The following is a 17805-nucleotide window of genomic DNA, read 5'->3' on the forward strand; positions in this document are numbered from 1 at the left end:
CTATCTATTTTCTTCTAATTACTTTTCTTTTGTAAAAAATCATTGCTATACCTATTCCAATAGCTATAACCCCTATTATTACAATAACTATTCTTCCGCCCACTGAGCCAGTATTAGGTAAGAAACCAAAGTGTTTAACCTTAACTTTACATGTAGCTTTAAAGCCACCATCCTTAGTTGTTACTGTTATTTCAGCTTCTCCTGATGACTTGGCCTCTATATTTCCATTCTCATCAACTGATACAACCTTTGGATTATTTGTTGTCCAAGTAACATCCTTGTTTGTTGCATCTTTTGGACTTATTTCAGCCTTTAAAGTGTATTTTTCACCTTTTTTAAGGTTTAAATCTTTCTTATTTAATTTGACGCCAGTTACCTTAATTTCTTCTGGAGGAGTGGCTTCTTTTTCATTTACCTTAACATTGATTTCCTTAGTTTTTGATGCACCTTCACTATCTGTTACTTTGTAAATTACTTTATAATCTCCAACCTTTTCTGTGTCCACATTATTTTCTATAACCTTAATATCCTTTGTTATATCTCCATCTTCCTTATCCGTAGCTGTTACACCATCCATTGGATCAAACTTATCCCCGACTGTTAATGTAACATCTTTAGCATTTATTTCTGGAGCATTATTTATAATTGAAGGTGATAAACTATCATTTTTACGAGCTAAGATGGCAGTTCCTCCTTCTTCTTTTGAAGGGGCTTTTACAGTTACCTTTCCATCTTTGCCTATTGAATATTCATTTCCACTATATAAGTCTTTAACCTTATCTCCTTCTTTGAAATTTGTTTTAAAACTTATATCTTTATCTTGATTTTTAGTGTTTAATACAACAAATAGGTTTTGTCCATTTGTAATATTTTTCTCTTCATTATTTTCACTTAGATTCATAGGCGTAATTTCTTTTCCATTATAGCTTCTTAATACTACTGAATATCCTTCTTCATTGTTTCCTGCAATAGTTTTTCTATTTCCCTTTGAAAATACCTTAGAGTATTCTTTTCTTATATTAAGAAGTTTTTCATAATGATCATGAACCTTTTTATACTTAGGATCATTTAATCTTTCAAAATCCATATCATATCTATTTTGATCTCCTTGTTCAAAGCCATTCCATCCTGACATTCCAAGTTCTTCTCCATAGTATATAACAGGGATACCCTTATCTGTTATTTGAAGAGAAGCAGCAAGCATTTGTTTGCCTAAGTCATCTCCCACAGTCTTTAGGAATCCATCTTCATCATGACTACTTAAGAATTGTCCCATTAAATTGGTATTGCTTATTTTACTTGCTCTATCATCTAAATAAGCTGAAGTTCCCTCAATATTTCCATTTACAAAATCTCTTGCTTTTCCTTTATAACCAAAGTCTAATAAAGCATCCATTTGACCATTTTGAAGTTGTCCTCCATCGTTATTTATATCAGCTCCAAAATATTCACCAATAGTTTTAAAGCTTGGGTTTATTTCTGTTAATTTATTTTTAAATGCCTTCCAAGTTGTATTATCAACATGCTTAACTGTATCAACTCTAAAATAATCAATAGTATTTCCTTTTTCAGTCTTTGACCTTTCAATCCATCCTGTTTGCCATTCTATTAATTTTTCTCTTACTTCTGGATCCTCTGTTTTAAAATCTGGAAGTCCTGCTGACTCTTGAGTTATAAAATCATTTCCTGGATTTTCTCTAAACATGCCTTTAAACTTAACTCTATCTTCCTCTGTTGGATAGTTATTAGCTCCACTATTATCCTCTTTATTTTTCATTCCATAGCCAGCATGATTTAAAACAACATCAACCATTATTTTTATTCCACTATCATGTGCTGTGTCTATTAATGTTTTTAAGTCATCCATTGTTCCTAAATGTGGATCTAATTTTTCAAAATCCTTAGCCCAGTAACCATGATATGAGTATTGAGTTTTTCCTTGAGAAAACATTTGATTAAAATCAGTATTCTCAACAATAGGAGTTATCCAAATTGTGTTTATTCCAAGTTCTTTTAAATATGGAATCTTATCTGTTAATCCTTTTAAATCTCCTCCATGATAAGTATATTGATTCTTCTTATCATAGTTGTTTCCATGAGGATCATCATTATTCTTATCTCCATTAAAGAATCTGTCTGTTACTGTAAAGTAAATTCTAGATTCATCAAAACCAAAATCTAAAGGTCCAACACCTACCTTTGATTTAACAGTTAAATTTCCTAATGCCTTATGATTTTCACCATTTTTATCAACTATTGTAACTGGTATTTCTTTTTCTCCAGCTACTACATTATCATTTATTCCAATGCTTTGACTTAATGAATTATCCTTTAATAAATTTAAATCCATTAATACCTTATTAGGGCCACCTACATTTGTAAGGTCCATATAAACTTCTTTTATATTTTCTTTTTTAGCATCACTTCCACTTAATTTAAGATTTACAAGGGCATTTTCATCATAGTTAACCTGATTATTTTTGAAAGTAACCTCTCCATTTATTTTTAATGGAGAATATTTTATTCTTTGTTTTTCAGTTTCAACTGTTTTACCATCCTTAGTAACTAAGAAACTATATTCATAAGTTCCAGGTTTTATATCCTTTAATGAATATGCAAAGAACTCATTTTGTGAATCATACTCCATGTCATAAGTCTTTGTATCCTTAAACAATATTCCTAGTGAAGTAACCTTAACTTGAACCTTGTCTATGGAAGATTGATTACTCTCTTCATATAAAGCTTCATCTCTATATTTAAAGTTAATATTTCCTTCTTGTATTTCAGCATTTTTTATAGCTGGAACTTGGAAGAACTCTCCCACTCCACTCTTAACAGTTACCTTTGTTACATTCATTGATGGATCTATTTGTATATATCTGTCTGATTCATATGGATCTTTTTCATCCCAACCAGTACCCTTTCTTAAAACAAATCCAACCTGAGTTACATCTGGTGCTATTTCAAACTTAGATATTGCTTTTCCATCTTTTATTTGAGTAAAGTTTTGTTGACCATCATTTACTCCTGTTTGCCAAGTCCAAATATTCCATCCATCATAGTTTTTATCATCTCTAATATAAGTGAATTCTATATACTTCTTAGTATATTTTTTAACTTCTATTTCCTTAGTAGCCTTAGCATTTCCAATCTTAGCTGTTATTTTAACCTTACCTTCACTAATTCCTTGAACCACTCCTAGAGTTGATACTTTAGCTATGCTTTCATCTGAAGAGGACCACTCTATATTTGCACCTGAGATTACTTGTCCAAATTGATCCTTAACAATTCCATTAAGTTGAATATCCTTCCCTGTATAAACTTGATTTGGACCATCTAATTCTAAAGAGCTTGGAACAAGATGAACAACCTCTACTTCTACGTCCTTAGTTAAACTTCCAGAGCTTAAAGTTATAATTGACTTTCCTTCTTTTAAAGCAGTTACTTTTCCATTATTTGAATCAACCTTTATTACTGAGTCATCTGAAACATTCCATTTTATTTCTGCATTAGGAATTATTCTTCCATTTTGGTCTTTAAGTACTGCCTTTAAGAAACTTGAAGCTCCTATATCTAGTTTTAGGCTTGAAGGAGTAACATCTATAGATGTTGGAGTTTGTGCTTCTCCCTCTACACTTTCATCATAAAGAACCTTAGCTGATAAAGGTGCAACCTTTACTGAATTTACCACCTTAAGAGATTCTAAGACACTTGTTCCGGCCTTGTGTTCATTTACTACCACATTCCAATCACCTTCATGTGGAAGAGAAATTTCCTTCTCAGCATTATTTCCATTATAAGCTACCACTATGTTCTTCCATGAATCTCCATTAGCAAAGTTTTTAAGTTGAAATACAACTATATTATCATTAGATTTAGTTACTACTAAATTACTTTCAATAGCAGCCTTTTTATCCATTCTAAAGGCTGGATGTGATTTTCTTAAAGCTATTAATCCTTGATAATAATCAAATACTCCACTAAACTTTTCTTTATTTTGCCAGTTTATTTGATTTATAGCATCTGGACTCTTATAGCTATTGTGATCTCCATATTTACTTCTTAAGAATTCATCTCCAGCTTGGAAGAATGGAATTCCTTGTGAAGTCATTGTAATAGCAGTTGTTAATATACTTCTTCTTACATATTCATTATCTAAAGGATTAGTCTCTGTTATTACACTATATGGTTTAGCTTTCTTTTCAACTGCCTCTTGAACTGAAGAATATTTATTAGCATCTTCTCCTGTTAAAGCTCCATCTCTCATTTCTAAGAAACCTGCTGCCTTTTCCTTGCCTGCTGACTTTATAATCTTATCCCAAAGATTTAAATTATCATGAGCAGTTACATAGTTTATTGTTTCACTTGGACTATCAGTAAAATCATCAACTGATCCTTTAACCCCAGTTACTATAGCTCCTTCTTTACCACTAGCTCCAGTAGCAAAGCCTTGTCCTGCTCCATCACTATCACCTTTTATAGCTCCTCTAAAATTATCATTAAATACGGCAAAACCCTTACCTTTTTGGCTTCCCTTTAAAGTTTGCTGTTCTTGTGGAAGTGCACTTCCTCCAGCTTGCCATGGTTCACCATATATTATTAAACTTGGATCAATTTCATTTCTTAACTCAGTTGTTAGTTCACTCATAGTTTTTGTATCTATTAATCCCATTAAATCGAATCTAAATCCATCAACGTCATATTCTTTAGCTAAATACTTAACAGAATCTTTTATATATTTTCTAACCATAGGTCTTTCTGTTGCAACTTCATTACCACATCCTGATCCATTAGTGTATTTACCTTCATCATTAGTTCTATAAAAATATCCTGGTACAACTGGATCAAAAGGTGAATTTTGCCCTATTCCATAAGTATGATTATAAACTACATCCATAACTACTCTTATTCCATTTTTATGAAGAGCTTGTACCATATCTTTAAATTCTCTTACTCTTGATTTTGGATCTTCAGCATTTGTTGAATATGATCCCTCTAAGGAATTATAATTTTGAGGATCATATCCCCAGTTAAATTGAGGTTTATTGCTTACTTCATTAACTGAAGCATAATCAAAAGATGGTAATAAATGAACTGTTGTTATCCCTAACTCTTTTAAATGATCTATTCCTGTTTTAACATCAGTTCCTAGAACCTTTGTTCCTTCTTCTGCTATACCTTCAAATTTACCTTTATTATTTATTCCTGAATCTTTAAATATTGAAAAATCTCTAACATGCATTTCGTATAAAATTGAATCTGTAGGATTTAACATAGGAGGTTTCTTTACACTTCCCCATTCTGATGGATTTGTAGATGAAAAATCAATTATGGCCCCTCTTTGGCCATTAGCTGAAACTGCCTTTGCATATGGATCTATAGCATAATTTGTTTTTCCATCTGAAAAGCTTACTTTGTACATATAGTACTTACCTTCTAAGTTTTCATCTACTTTTAGGCTCCAAACTCCTTTATCCTCCTTCTTCATAGAAATTTCTCTTCCACCAGTATTATCTGTTACTTTTCCATTTTCATCATAAGTTCCCTCATTATCATATAATATTAAGCTAACTTCCTTAGCTGTTGGTGCCCATAATTTAAATGTTGAAGAATCTTTTTTGTAAGTTACCCCTAAGTCATCTCCATTATAGAAATATTCTGGATCATCTAAGATCTTTCTCATAGTAACCTTAGTTGCTCTAAAGTTATTACTGCTAACTTCATAATCATGGCTTGGATCAATTTCTGGAGTACTAAAGAATCCTTTCTTTAAAGTTAATTTAACTTTATTATCAGATACTTTAATTGCACTTGTTTTAATTTCCTTATTATCAGTCTTATCAATTAATTTGAAAGAATCTAATTCTGAATCCTCTATATTCCCAGCAGAAGTAACTAAAAGGTCTATTTTACTATCCATTAAGGCAGATACTAATTTAGGTGAGGTATCTACATCCTTCTTATCATAATAAATATTTTCATCCCCTTGTATTAACCATACCTCTACATTATTTCCATTCTTAACTTCTATGGTTCTATCATGTCCAACATCTTTATCTTCCCAATTTCCTTTTCTAATAAGGAAGTTTAATTTATCAGATGGGAATTTATAGACCGCTCTTGTAAAGCCTTTTTCAGCTTCATCTTTTTTATTAAAATCGTAACCTTTTCCTTCTCCACCTGTTTGCCATAACCATAAATTCCAGTTATCATAATTACCATCAAATCTATAATAATTTATTGTATAGGTATACATTTGAGATAAAATAGTAATTTCTTTACTAGATGCGTATTTTCCATCAGTAGCTTTAATCTTTATTTTCTTACTTGAATCTACATCCTTAGAAACTTTTAAAGTATTTTCTTCAATTGATACTCCACTTACTGGTTCCTCTAAAGACCAATTAACATTAGTTTCTTTTTTATTGCCTTCAGTATCATAGATATATGCAACTAGCTTTGTATTGCTACCTGCCTCAACACTTGATTCTACTCCTATTTCTAAGCCTGGCATATTTAATACTGAATTTCCATTAGCCATGACCTTATTAGATGGGTCTGTAAATGAATTATCCCAATTATCCTTATTAGGTTTAAACTTATATTCATAAACTCCACCAGTTAAAGGTATTGTTACTTTAAATACCCCATCTTCTCCCTTTTTCATTTCAATTTGCTTACTTGTATCCCAAGATACCATAGATCCTATAAGATACAAGCTATCCCCATTAAACTTAGCACTAAAAGTTACTGTTCCATCCTCATTTACTACAGGACTTTTTACTGAATCTGGCTTGTTTTCACTTTCTCCTTGATTTCCACCATTATTATCTTCATCTGTATTTTCATCACCCTTTATTCCTAATGCTTCATTTATTTCTTTGGTGTTATTTATTGAATCATATATTTTATTATTTTTTAAATCTGCTACAAAGATAACATTTCTGTCCTCTGATACATTTAAAGTAACATTTCCTTGAGATGGTATTCCTCCATTATCCCAAGAATGATTTGCAAGACCTTTATACTCATAAGTTCCTTTTTTCATTACCTTAGAATATAAAACCCTATTTTCATCAAGATTATGCATTTCAAAATTTTTGTTATTTACATCCCAATCTCCATTTCCTTCTCTAACTGTTCCTATTAATGAAACTGTATTAGAAAGACTTGGATTATTTATTGAATCCTTAACATAATTATCTAAATAATTGCTTAGAATAGTTATGTTTTTAGTACCCTTTGGAATTACTACCTTAGCATTTTCTGCTACTTCACCATTATTCCACTCTCCATTATATGAAACTTTGTATTCTAAACTTATATCTTTTCCTTGTGCACTCTCTTTTATAGGGAAAGTCTTTTTATACATACCTCCACCTATATAATCAAGTTTCTCGGTATCGTTACCAGGATTCCAATCAGAAGCCCCATCAATTATATCCTTTATATTACCTGCTAAAATAGCCTTAGTTTTAAATTGATCAGGATTATTTATTGAATCATATACCTTTTTATTTTTATAATCCAATCTAAATATTACCTCTGAATCTTTTGATAAATTCAAAGCTATGTTTTGACCATTATTACCATAGCTCTCATCCCAAGTTCCATTCATGGCAACTTTATAATTATAATTTCCTGCCTTTAACTTTAAAGCACCTTCATATAAACCATTTTTATACTTTTTCAGCACTCCATTCATATTTCTTGGATCCCAATCGGAACCGTTACCATTAACTTGTAAAAAATCTCCCACAACTACAGCAAAAGCTTCACTCTCATTCTTAACTAAAGTCTTTTCATTTACTTTAGTATTATTATTTTCTACTTCAGCCATTACTGGCATATGAGGTAAAAAGCTAAACAAGAATGTAAATAAAACTAGCATAGAAATAGACTTAATCTTTTTACTGCTATTCACTTTATAAACCCCTTTCTTATTTAAATTTTAATAATATATTTTAATATTAACACTTTAATCATAACGTTTTCAATATTTTTAGAAATTTTGTAACATCATACAAAAACATAATTTATCTAGGTTAATTTTAATGAAAATATAAAAAGGGATACTAATAATAAGCATCACCTTTTAATTGCTCTACTATATTTTTAATATCACAAAGTTCAATCCTCTTATTGTAAGTTATTTTAAACTTTAAATAACCTACCATTTTAAATAATATCTAATTATGTCTCTAAAACTTAACTCTATAAAAATTTTATATTATTTCTACAATATTTGTTTATTATATAAATAATATAGTCATCTCTATCAAATAATCTATTGCTATTTTGATCTCCACAGACTTTAACTATTTCCTTAATAGGAACTTCTAAGCTACTCTTCTGTCCTAAAGATCTATTATTTATATAGTTATCTAAAACCTTTTTAACCCCATCTCTTTTTATATTTCCTAAATACCACCACGGAGCTATTGAAGTATAGTTTGGATAAACATCAAACTGAGAAGTTATATAAAAAACTGGAAAGTCTGTAACAAGATTTTTGGTTGAAGAGTCATTAATAAGTTCACCATATAAATCTTTTTCCCTCTTTCCTAAACGGTGATGAAATTCTTTAGGTATATTTACTAAATCATCTAAGGTTATTCTTATATCATATAGCTTTTCATTTTCACCATCGCAACTTCCTTGATGAATAAAAAGTTCAAACTCCTCTCCAAACACCTTACATCTTTCTTCTAAATTCATCTCTTTGCTTAAATCTATTAATTTTTCTATTTCACTAATATTATCTTTATTAACAAATATTTGCCACCTTGGAGCAATTTTATTCTCTAGTAGTATTCTAGTGGCATTTATAAGCTCATTAAATGCTCCCTTTCTTCCAACATAATAATCTGTTTTTTCCTCAAGACCAAAGAAAGTTAATTGGCATCTTCTAACCCCAATATTATATGCCCACTTAACGTATTCTTCATCTCTATTTATTCTCCAAAAGCTTAATAACTCAAATCTTTTAGGTTTAGTATTCTTGCTTAGTTCATTATCTATTTCCCAAAGCTTTTTATAATCTGCATTAAAATCTGGCTCTCTAAACCAACTATAAACTTCTAAAGAATTAGCATAATCTTTAAAAGAATTGGCTACATATTTTAAATCCTCTATGGACATATTTCCATTCTTAAAATGTCCTATCCAGCAATGTTTGCATCTATTAGGACATCCTGACATATCTAAGGCAATTGTAATATTCTTAAATAGCATCTCTATCCCCCTTAAATCTTATCTTTTATTTTTCAATGAATTTATTTGTTTTTTTAGTTCGTTTATCATATCATTATGAGTATTAATATCTGTATATATTTGTTTCCTCACATATCTAGGAAACATTTCATTTACATCATCTACATACGCATCCCCATCATTAGGAATTCTAAAATTTGTTATGCTTAATTCTCCTTTTACTCTATTTGCCTTAAGAAGTACTGGAAGGGAGGATCCACTACCTGAACTATTTTCCTTTAAAACCCAAAGGTATATCTCATCTTTACTTGTTCCTAAAATCTTAAAAGCACTATATATTTCTCCCTCATTTACTGTAATTTTATTTGCGGTCTTATTGTCTATATATTCTCTAATCACTTCACTATCAGCCTCAGTAATTTTTAAGTTATCCTCATTATTTTTACTGCATCCTATAAAAGATAAACTGCATATAAAAAACATAACTATTATACCTATATTCTTTAATACTTTGCTTGAACTCTTATTTCTCATTTTGCTTCCCTCCTAAATCATAAATCTAATTAGTATTATTGTAATTATAATATCTTATTATAAAATAATAATTACAGTTTAATTACTAAAATTTAAAATAACACCATATTAACCAAATACTATTAACTAATTTTAAATTACTATAAAGAAATTATTATATTCAATAAACTAAATACTTCACTTAACTAAAAAATTTATATTCTTTAAAAAAATAAATATAAACTTTGCATAATAACTATACAAATTTTAAATGTATAGTTTTATTAAAAATGTAATAAAAACACAATAAAGCAAAAATTCAATTGCAAATTATTCTTTCATATTAAAATTTTAGAAATATTATATACATATTATTCTAAATTTATGTTATATTAGTTAATGGACATAAATGTAAGGAGGACAAAATGGATAAATTCACATCGTTTTTAAAGAAAAGAAAAGCTTTTGTTATAGTAGCTTTAATTGGTATTATTGCTGGATTTAGTTTGTATAATAATCCAACTCCAGAAGAGATTGATAAATTAAAAGTTGAAAAATCAACAATATTAGCTAAAGTAGATAGTTCTCAAGAAGAGCTCTCTAACTTAAACAAAGACATAGGTAATTTACAAGATGAAATTAATAAACTTAACAATGAAAAGCAAAAACAAGAAGAACTCTTAAAAGATACAACAGATAAAATAGAGAAAAAGAAAATAGAAGAAGCTGAAGAAAATGCTGAAGCTGAGAAAAAGAAAGAAGAAGAAGAAGCTGAAAAACAAAGACAAGCTAAAATTGAAAAACAGGAAAAGGCTAATATAGTATCTCAAAAAGAATCTGAAAGTAATAAACAAAGTTCTCAAAATAATTCTAATGAAAACTCTGATAGCAATAATATTAATAATTCAAACTCACCTCATAGTTCTAATAGCAATAGCCACCAATCTTCTAAACCAGTTGGTGACATGGTGTACATAACTGCAACTGGTAAGAAATATCATCGTATAAATAACTGTGGTAAAACTAATCCAGCTAGAACAAGTTATATTTCATTATCAGAAGCTCAATCTATGGGATATTCCCCTTGTTCAAAATGTTATTAATATAAATATGAAAGGATTCTGATTTATGAAAAACAAACTTAAAAAAATATTAAAATCTTCATTAAAATTGTTTTTAGGAATATTGATATTTTTTATATCCTTTTCAATTGGTTCTATACCCAAATTTGATTCAGATATAAATAATTATCATAGTGAATTAGTTACTACAATTAACAATTCAAAAGAAGATTTAACTCACAAAGAAGAGGAATTATCTAAAGCTAAGGCTGAAAAGGACGATTTAGAAAAACAATTAAGTAATCTAAATGACTCATTAAATAAAACTAAGGAGTCTATTAAACAATTAGAAAATAGCAATAATAATTAATTTTTTATAATCTTAATTATTTTTAACTTTATACATTTCATAAGAACCAGTTGTTACTGCTTAATAACTGGTTCTTTATTTTTTCCTTTAATTAACTTTCTATGATTTAAAATCCCTAAAATACTTCTAATTTTCAAAAAAGTTCTATATTAACTCCTTATAATATAAACTCTTTTATCTTAAATAATGTATAATTTATATTGTTAAGAAGTATATTCTTACTTATATTTAAAGAAAAATCGAGGTGATTATTATGAAGGTAAGAATTATAAGGCCTTCTTAAAATACTAATATAAAATTAACTAAGTTTTTAATAAAGGAGGAACTTAAGATGAAAGCTTTAATGAGTTTTATTCCAATGATTTTTTCATTGGCAATTGCAACTTTTATTTTTATACCTATAAATAAAAGTTTAAAATTATCAGATAAAATATCAAAAATTATTCCTACAACACCTAAATTTAAACCACTATTTTTTGTGGTATGTATGTTTTTACTTTTACTTATAATAGGGTTGCTTGGTTTATATGTAATACCAATGAATGACTTAACTTATTACATATTAACTGGAATAATAGCGGGCATTGGTATTAGCATAACAGTTGAAATTTCACCAAAACATCATAAATAACATAAGCCTATTAAATAGATAAAGAGGTTGTCTAAAACTTTAAAATAAAACATGTAATTTAATACTTAAGTGCTTAAATTAAGCAATGATTTATTAGTTTTTTAGTTTTGGACAACCTCTTTTATATTTAATTTATCACTCTTCCTACTCTTATAAACCTTTTCATTATATCAGTTTTTTTATATTCTATGTCTATTATAAATAATGTTTCTAAAACTATATTTTTCATTTATAAGTATTTTTAAATACTATCTACTTAGATTCTTTCTTACAATTTTCAAATAATTTTTTTGCTATTTCTTTATTATATTCATTTTTATTTTTAAAAATAATTATTGAATTCCTTTTATTATACTTAATTTTAATATACTGTTTCTTTTCAACTATATCACTTATATCTTTATAATAAATTCTCTTTTCTATATTATCTGTTTTAAGGCCTATAAACTCTGGGTTATTAATTTCAAGCAAATAGCCTGCAAAAGGCTTTCCCACTCCAAAACAACTCATAGTATCTATTAAATATCTATCTATTATTACGGACCTAAATATAATATTTAAATTATAAAAAATAACAAAAATACTAACAACATAATATAAAATTACCCAATAAAATTTTATATTATATATTCCAAATTTTTCTATATATAAACTCTTAAAAGTATTACTGAAATCTATAGTAATATAGATAGAAGAACAAATAAGTATAAAAATTACTAATAGTTTCGTTCCATCAAAAAGATCTTTATTAAGATTAAGTTTAATGCCTTTTTTAGGTCTAATTTTACCATGAATAAACTTTTTACTATATTCTAATTTATACATATTAATTTTTCCCCTTTTTAACTATATGTTTTTTAAATTCCTCAAAATTTTCAAGTTTATTTATTGGCAACATAATTAAAAATTTATTTTTATCAATTATTATTAAATGGTCATCTAAAAGCTTTATAGTAGCTCCTTTTTTATTTACTTTTAAAACTTTATTTTTAGATTCCATTATAAATTCTTTTTCATTAATAGCTATGTTAAAGTCACCTATTAAATATGAATAAGCTTTTACATACATATAATGGTTTACCAAATAATTTACTAACTTAATTCCTATAAAAAAAAAGTACAAATAAAAAATAAAATAAAGAGCTTATAAATAAAATCATATACAAAAATTTAATAGAAAATATCTCCTTATTAGTTATAGCTAATACTAAATAAGAGGTTAAAATTAATATTAGTGGCATTTCAAAATATCTTTCTATCTTTTTCTCATACCTTTCCCCTCTATTTTCAACCATTAATTTTCCAAATTGCTTTTTTAGAAATTTGCACTTTTTTAAATCCTTTCTATCTATACTTATTTTATATTCCACCTAAAACACCTCCTTAAAAATACCTATTATACATAATTATCTCATAAATAATCTAAAGTATGATTTAAATTTATCTAAACAAATTGTTTCTATATATTACCTTTTATATTTTAAATATAAAAAAGGGTAAGTTTTCACTTACCCTCTATTTATTAATAATACTAATTATTTTTTGATTTCCACTCATTTAATTGTTTTTGTATTTCAGCTTTAACTTCATTTATACCTGAATCATTTAATTTTTTGTTTAAATCATTTAATCCAACTTCAGGATCTATAGAGCCAGTATATAATGCTTTTTCAAATTCTTGTAACACATTGTTTATAGAAGAAATTTGATTTGAAACATTTTCAGTATTAAATTTAAATCCTAATATTGGAGAAACCTTAGCTGAATTATTGAACTTTTCAAAAGCATCCCACTTATCTACAGGATCATTTTCTAAAACATAAGTGCCAAATAAATTTCCATATGCCCAGCTAACAGCGTCATATTTCTTATTATCAAATTTCTTTATTTGTTTGTCATTAATTTTTTCATAATGTTTTCCCTCTATTCCAAACATCAATAAGTTTCTTAAAGTTGGATCAGTATTTACTAAAGTTAATAACTCCATTGCTTTTTTAGGATGTTTAGAATTAGATGAAATAGCAGTCATTGCACCAGTTGTTGAGTTATTAGTTACATATGGAGGTATTATTGATGAAGTTACTACTTCTCTACCTAAAGATTGTCCCCATCCATTTTCAGCATATGGTTGTCCATCTGCTTTCCATACAAATCTTTTCACTTCTGGTTTCATATTATTTACAGCAGCATCCTGATTTATGTATCCAGCTTCATAATATTCTCTTAATTTTAATAACATATCTTTCATTTCTTTTGATTCAAATTTATTTGTTACAGTTAAACTTTTATCATTATAGAATATACCTAAAGGATTTACTATATCATCGAATTCCAATGGAATGGAATCACCTTGGGTATAAAATGGAATAAAATCTGGCTCTTTTTCTTTTACTAATTTTAACCAAGGTTCTAAATCGTTTACTGAATGTATATCTTCATAAGGAATCTTATACTTTTCAACAAGTTCTTTATCAAATACCCACATTGGAGCTAATGCTATTTCTTTTTGATTTGGAACAGCATATATTTTGCCATCTATCTCTGCACCCTTCCATAACTCTTTGTTTATTTCTTTTTTTAGTGGTGCTCCTTCTGTATCTAATAAATCATTTAACTCTAAAAAGGCTCCTTTTCTAGCATATTCTAAATATGGGAATGCCCAAGAACATGTAAATGCTAGGTCATAAGGCTCACCTGAATTACTAATAACCCCCATCTTCTTAGTATAGTCACCAAAAGGTATATGTTTTATATCTACTGTAGCATTTATTTTATCTTTTATATATTTATTTACTTCCTCTTCTACAAGTTCATTGTCAGCTGGCTCATCGCCTATAACATACCAAGTCAAATTAACAGTTTCTTTACTTTCCTTTTCTTTGCTATTTCCACAGCCTGTAAGTATTAAAGATGAACATACAATACCACTTAAAATTAATGATAATACTTTTTTTCTTTTTATCATATTGTCCCCCTCCTAATAATATCTTATCCGCTTTCGAAAACGTTTTATATAAGAATTTTACTATTTAAACTATTTAATATCAATAATTTAAGTCTAATATTTTAATACATGAAGAACACTTTATATAATTTGTTAATAAATTATATAATTTGTACATACATTTAAAGAAATATTTCCATTTTACTTATCCTATAAAATCACTTACATTTATCCTTTAAAATTCTTTTCTCCTGTTTTGAAACTATTGTTTTAATAAAATAAATTTACTATATTTATCATTTCAAATCTAAAAAATTGCTTCCTTTAAAATAGATTTCAACAATTTTTTATCTTATCTACTTTAAAGGAAGTAATTCACATAGACTTATATTTTGCTTTAAAATTTTACAATTATCTTTTAATTATTATCTGGTATCTTCTCCTCCTAAATCTTTACTTCTATCAAAATAAGTTGTATGTAACATTTTCTCAGCAAGATTGCTTAAAGGTTTTCCATAAAACTCCTCATATAACTTTTTAATTTCTTCATTTTCATAACTAACTCTTAATTTCATGCTTGAGTCTCTTTTATATAATCCATCTATACGCTTTTCTCTAAGTTTATCACCATCAAATTTTTTATCTTTAGGTTGACCCCCTCCACCTATGCATCCACCTGGACAAGTCATAACCTCAATAAAATGATATTTCTTATCTTCATTTTTCATCTTTGAAATAAACTTTGAAGCATTTTCAGTTCCATAAATAACAGCTATGTTTATTTCTAAGTCATTTATTTTGAAACTAGCTTCACGAACACCTTCCATACCTCTTACAGACTCTAAATCATAAAAGTCTTTAGGCGGATCTTCTCTTGTGATATATTTGTATGCTGTTCTTAAAGCAGCCTCCATAACTCCACCTGTATTAGCAAATATAACACCAGCCCCTGAGGCTTCTCCCATTAATTTATCAAAATTACTATCCTCTAAAGAATTAAAATCAATTCCTTTTTCTTTAGCCCAAATAGCTACTTCCCTAGTTGTTATAACATAGTCCATATCACGCATATCTTCTATGCCATAATATCTACCTGATGTATTCATCTCTTCTCTTTTGATTTCAAACTTTTTAGCTGTACATGGCGTTAAGGCTACATTTACAATCTTAGAAGGATCAATTCCCATCTTCTTTGCAAAATAAGTCTTTATCGTAGGCCCTTGCATACCTATAGGACTCTTTGAAGTTGAAATATGCTCTAAGATTTCTGGATGAAAGGTTTCAGCATATTTTATCCATGCAGGGCAGCAACTAGTAAATTGAGGTAGCGGTTTATTATTTTTAGTTATACGCTCTACTAATTCACTGGCTTCCTCAACTATTGTCATATCAGCAGCAAAATTAGTATCAAGAACATAATCAAAACCTAACTTACGAAGTAATGCTATCATTTTACCTTGGACAAAACTTCCATCATTCATATTAAATTCTTCACCTAAGGATACTCTAACAGCTGGCGACGCAGAAACTATGACTATTTTATCTTTATCACTTATTGCATCTTGTACTTTTTTATAATCAAAAACCTCTGTAATACTAGATGTAGGACATACATTTGCACATTGACCACAATTAATACAAACAGCAGTATCATTAGTTTTTTCCAAAGAATAATGACCATTTACTCCTATATAATTTGTGCATATATCTTTGCATAAACCACATTTTATACATTTCTCTTCATCTCTGCAAATAGATGGATTATCCTTCTCAATGGCTACACGTATATTAGTAGATAAATGTTTACTCATTGATTCTCCCCCTTAACCTTTTGTTTTCTTATTCCATATAATGTTAACCTCTAATACATATTTTTTCAATTAATGCATTTAAATACTATTATTTATTTTCTATGTATTTATTGACTTTTTATTTAAAATACAAACTTTGTTTTAATATACTTTTAATTCTCTATACCTTTTATCTATAAATTTATAGATTCCTAGTTTCTATTTATTATAGCTATGTTACCTAATACAATAACTTTATTAAGATTTAAGCACCTACTTATACTAAAAAAATCTACTATTAAAACTTTATTATTTAAAATACTTTTCAATAAAAAATTAGAGTAAGCCCTAATATATTGCCTTCAAATTACTTAATCACAAGTCTAATAATTTACTACAATATACTTTAAAGCCTACTCTCCACTTTATTCATCTCTAAAATCATATTTACCATTTGGCAAGTCTATATTATGATTATTTATGGAAATAGTATCATTATCAATCCAACTCATATTTGCCTCATTTATATGATAATCCCTATATATTTCTTTTTTATTTTGCCCTTCCTTCAAATAACATATAACTGACCAATCTACTGTAGCCCCTCCATTAATAAGATATGCCTCAATCTTATACTTTCCATCACTAGATACTGTTTCTCCTAAAAGCTCTTCACTTACTTTAGACTCTTTAAAACTATCATTAAACTCCCTTATTGATGATGATATTTTAAAGGCAGCTACTCCCAAAAATATTAAAATAATAACAATATAAACTCCCAATCTTCTCTTAAATTTCTTGTACTTTAAATATTTATTAGTCCTTCTTTTCTCCATAGTATTTCTCCTAACATATAAAAATATAAATCTTAGATTAATTTTATATAATTTATCACACAAAATCTACCAACATCTAACAATTAAATTATTGATTTATTGTTAGATATTAATTCCTTTTTAATATATAAGGCAAAAAAATTACGTTTATTAAATAATATGTCTAAAAAGAAAAATTTATTTTAAGATTTTTTTATATCACTATAAATATTAATTAAATTTTATATAATTAATAATAACTTATATTAAACAATGAAATTTTTATAGAATTAGTGGAATTATTAATGAATATTTAATTTTTTATTTTAATAAAAGTTAAGCCTAATAAGTATATAAAATTTAACTAAACTCATTTATTAATATTAATTATAAATTATGTTTCATAAATTCATATTTTATCAGCTATTTGTTAATACATTTACTTACTTTTATGCCAATTTTGTCAAT

10 protein-coding genes and 1 pseudogene are annotated in these 17805 nt (G+C 27.5%); 3 read left to right on the forward strand and 8 right to left on the reverse strand.

Annotation, left to right across the window (positions count from 1 at the left end):
• Positions 1-4: 4 nt before the first annotated feature.
• The 3 genes from pulA to QP548_RS07450 all read right to left on the reverse strand — a co-directional run bounded on the left by pulA (position 5) and on the right by QP548_RS07450 (position 9747).
• A complete protein-coding gene (pulA, locus tag QP548_RS07440; protein ID WP_061427273.1) occupies positions 5-7924 on the reverse strand; it encodes a type I pullulanase in 7920 nt (2639 codons plus the stop codon).
• A gap of 290 nt (positions 7925-8214) precedes the next feature.
• Complete coding sequence (locus tag QP548_RS07445) at positions 8215-9234, reverse strand: radical SAM protein (protein ID WP_061427271.1); 1020 nt, start codon at positions 9232-9234, stop codon at positions 8215-8217.
• Positions 9235-9252: 18 nt separating this feature from the next.
• Positions 9253-9747, reverse strand: a complete 495-nt coding sequence (locus QP548_RS07450; protein WP_061427269.1) for a hypothetical protein — start codon at positions 9745-9747, stop codon at positions 9253-9255.
• Between the two features lie 404 nt (positions 9748-10151).
• On the opposite strand from QP548_RS07450, the gene QP548_RS07455 reads away from it, so the two are divergent.
• From QP548_RS07455 to QP548_RS07465, 3 genes are all read left to right on the forward strand, one after another.
• Positions 10152-10829, forward strand: a complete 678-nt coding sequence (locus QP548_RS07455) for a hypothetical protein (protein ID WP_061427267.1) — start codon at positions 10152-10154, stop codon at positions 10827-10829.
• Positions 10830-10854: 25 nt separating this feature from the next.
• Positions 10855-11157: a hypothetical protein gene (locus QP548_RS07460; protein WP_061427265.1), complete on the forward strand. Its 303-nt coding sequence runs from the start codon at positions 10855-10857 to the stop codon at positions 11155-11157.
• Between the two features lie 331 nt (positions 11158-11488).
• The gene (locus QP548_RS07465; RefSeq protein WP_061427263.1) at positions 11489-11788 is read left to right on the forward strand and encodes a hypothetical protein; all 300 of its coding nucleotides are present in this window, start codon (positions 11489-11491) and stop codon (positions 11786-11788) included.
• 252 nt (positions 11789-12040) lie between these two features.
• On the opposite strand, the gene QP548_RS07470 is transcribed toward QP548_RS07465, so the two are convergent.
• From QP548_RS07470 to QP548_RS07490, 5 genes and pseudogenes are all read right to left on the reverse strand, one after another.
• The gene (locus tag QP548_RS07470) at positions 12041-12613 is read right to left on the reverse strand and encodes a hypothetical protein (protein ID WP_061427261.1); all 573 of its coding nucleotides are present in this window, start codon (positions 12611-12613) and stop codon (positions 12041-12043) included.
• A 1-nt stretch (position 12614) separates the two neighbouring features.
• Complete coding sequence (locus QP548_RS07475; protein ID WP_061427259.1) at positions 12615-12857, reverse strand: hypothetical protein; 243 nt, start codon at positions 12855-12857, stop codon at positions 12615-12617.
• A 462-nt stretch (positions 12858-13319) separates the two neighbouring features.
• Positions 13320-14753 carry an ABC transporter substrate-binding protein gene (locus tag QP548_RS07480; RefSeq protein WP_061427255.1) on the reverse strand — a complete coding sequence of 478 codons (1434 nt, stop codon included), beginning with the start codon at positions 14751-14753 and terminating at the stop codon, positions 13320-13322.
• A gap of 416 nt (positions 14754-15169) precedes the next feature.
• Positions 15170-16543: pseudogene (locus tag QP548_RS07485) on the reverse strand ([FeFe] hydrogenase, group A); the annotation flags it as partial.
• 404 nt (positions 16544-16947) lie between these two features.
• A complete protein-coding gene (locus QP548_RS07490) occupies positions 16948-17358 on the reverse strand; it encodes a DUF5412 family protein (protein WP_061427251.1) in 411 nt (136 codons plus the stop codon).
• Positions 17359-17805 lie beyond the last annotated feature (447 nt).

Source organism: Clostridium sp. UMB9555A, assembly GCF_030222355.1.
Taxonomy (GTDB): Bacteria; Bacillota; Clostridia; order Clostridiales; family Clostridiaceae; genus Sarcina; species Sarcina perfringens.

What these genes read in the sequence shown, in the direction of transcription:
- QP548_RS07445 (WP_061427271.1), bottom strand. Translation starts at nt 9,234, where the DNA reads ATGCTATTTAAGAATATTACAATTGCCTTAGATATGTCAGGATGTCCT.
- QP548_RS07450 (WP_061427269.1), bottom strand. Translation starts at nt 9,747, where the DNA reads ATGAGAAATAAGAGTTCAAGCAAAGTATTAAAGAATATAGGTATAATA.
- QP548_RS07455 (WP_061427267.1), top strand. Translation starts at nt 10,152, where the DNA reads ATGGATAAATTCACATCGTTTTTAAAGAAAAGAAAAGCTTTTGTTATA.
- QP548_RS07460 (WP_061427265.1), top strand. Translation starts at nt 10,855, where the DNA reads ATGAAAAACAAACTTAAAAAAATATTAAAATCTTCATTAAAATTGTTT.
- QP548_RS07465 (WP_061427263.1), top strand. Translation starts at nt 11,489, where the DNA reads ATGAAAGCTTTAATGAGTTTTATTCCAATGATTTTTTCATTGGCAATT.
- QP548_RS07470 (WP_061427261.1), bottom strand. Translation starts at nt 12,613, where the DNA reads ATGTATAAATTAGAATATAGTAAAAAGTTTATTCATGGTAAAATTAGA.
- QP548_RS07475 (WP_061427259.1), bottom strand. Translation starts at nt 12,857, where the DNA reads ATGTATGTAAAAGCTTATTCATATTTAATAGGTGACTTTAACATAGCT.
- QP548_RS07480 (WP_061427255.1), bottom strand. Translation starts at nt 14,753, where the DNA reads ATGATAAAAAGAAAAAAAGTATTATCATTAATTTTAAGTGGTATTGTA.
- QP548_RS07490 (WP_061427251.1), bottom strand. Translation starts at nt 17,358, where the DNA reads ATGGAGAAAAGAAGGACTAATAAATATTTAAAGTACAAGAAATTTAAG.